The organism is Streptomyces sp. NPDC025806 (assembly GCF_055558275.1).
This window is the reverse complement of record NZ_JBVHMU010000055.1, coordinates 1-1279: the sequence shown is the minus strand read 5'-3', so window position 1 is coordinate 1279 and position 1279 is coordinate 1. Positions and strand designations below refer to the sequence as shown.

Here is a 1279-nt window from a genome sequence, read left to right as displayed (position 1 = left end):
AGGGCTGTCCCGTAAATGATCTTCAGGAAGCGGGGTCTGGTTCAGGCTCGTCGGGCGCTCTGCCTGTCAGTTGCGCTGCCTCACGCCCGTGCAGGGAAGTCAGGATGGTCCGTGTAGGGCGAAGCGAGGTCACGCAAGTCGTGGCACGGCCAGGGATCGCGGGCGTGACGGGCCAGGATGCGCCGCTTGGCCTCGACCTCGCGCAGGACGCGGGCTGGGTCGTGCAGAGCCACATGCAGAGCAATCGTGGGGTGGAACCCGGGGAGGTCAACCTGGCAGAAGTCGACCGTGTGTCCTTGGGCAGACCACTCACCGCACCCGTCACCGTCGCAGCGCCGGGCCAAGTCGGCCTCCTCATCCAGCCGCGCCTCAAGGAACCTCACCAGTTCTTCAGTCATGTGCGCATTCTCGACCTTGTGCCTGACGTCATGGAACGATCTTGCGGTGGCTGGTGTGATCACGGCGTCGGAGCCGTCATGGATAGCCCCGTTCACCGGGCTGAGCCCGCGGCAGTTCGGGAAGCTGGTGACGGTTCTGCGACGCGAGGGTGCGGACTCGGTCCGCAAAGGCCGGCCGTGGAGTCTCCCGCTGGAGGATCGAGCCCTGCTGGTCGCGACCTACTGGCGGACGAACCTCACGATGCGCCAGCTCGCACCGCTGTTCGGAGTGTCGAAGTCTGCGGCGGACCGGGTCATCGACCACCTCGGGCCGATGCTCGCGCTCCAGCCCCGCAAGCGGTTCGCCAAGGACACCGTGCTCATCGTGGACGGCACCCTGGTCCCCACCCGCGACCACGCCATCGCGGAGCGCTCGAAGAACTATCGGTACTCCACCAACCACCAGGTCGTCATCGACGCCGACACCCGTCGGGTTGTCGTGATCGGCCGGCCTCTCGCCGGAAACCGCAACGACTGCAAGGCATGGGAGGAATCCGGCGCCAAAGCCGCTGTCGGCAAGACCATCACGATCGCCGACGGCGGCTACCCAGGCACCGGACTCGTCATCCCACACCGCCGCGAGCGCGGCCAGACCGAACTCCCGGACTGGAAAGAGGAACACAACCGGTCGCACAAGCAGGTCCGGGCCCGCGTCGAGCACGTCTTCGCCCGCATGAAGACATGGAAGATCCTGCGCGACTGTCGCCTCAAAGGCGACGGCGTCCACCACGCCATGCTCGGCATAGCCCGGATGCACAACCTCGCCCTCGCCTGATAGGGCAGCGGGCACGGTAGCCCACCATGCCCGAGGCGACCAGAAGATCTTTTACGGGACAACCCTT

Annotated in this window: 2 protein-coding genes; one reads left to right on the top strand and one right to left on the bottom strand. The window is 66.3% G+C overall.

Annotation, left to right across the window (positions count from 1 at the left end):
• Positions 1–80: 80 nt before the first annotated feature.
• On the bottom strand, positions 81–398 hold the full coding sequence (locus tag ACZ4E1_RS40275) for a DUF6221 family protein (protein WP_030223925.1): 318 nt from the start codon (positions 396–398) through the stop codon (positions 81–83).
• Positions 399–444: 46 nt separating this feature from the next.
• On the opposite strand from ACZ4E1_RS40275, the gene ACZ4E1_RS40270 reads away from it, so the two are divergent.
• Positions 445–1212, top strand: a complete 768-nt coding sequence (locus ACZ4E1_RS40270) for a transposase (protein ID WP_467548976.1) — start codon at positions 445–447, stop codon at positions 1210–1212.
• Positions 1213–1279 lie beyond the last annotated feature (67 nt).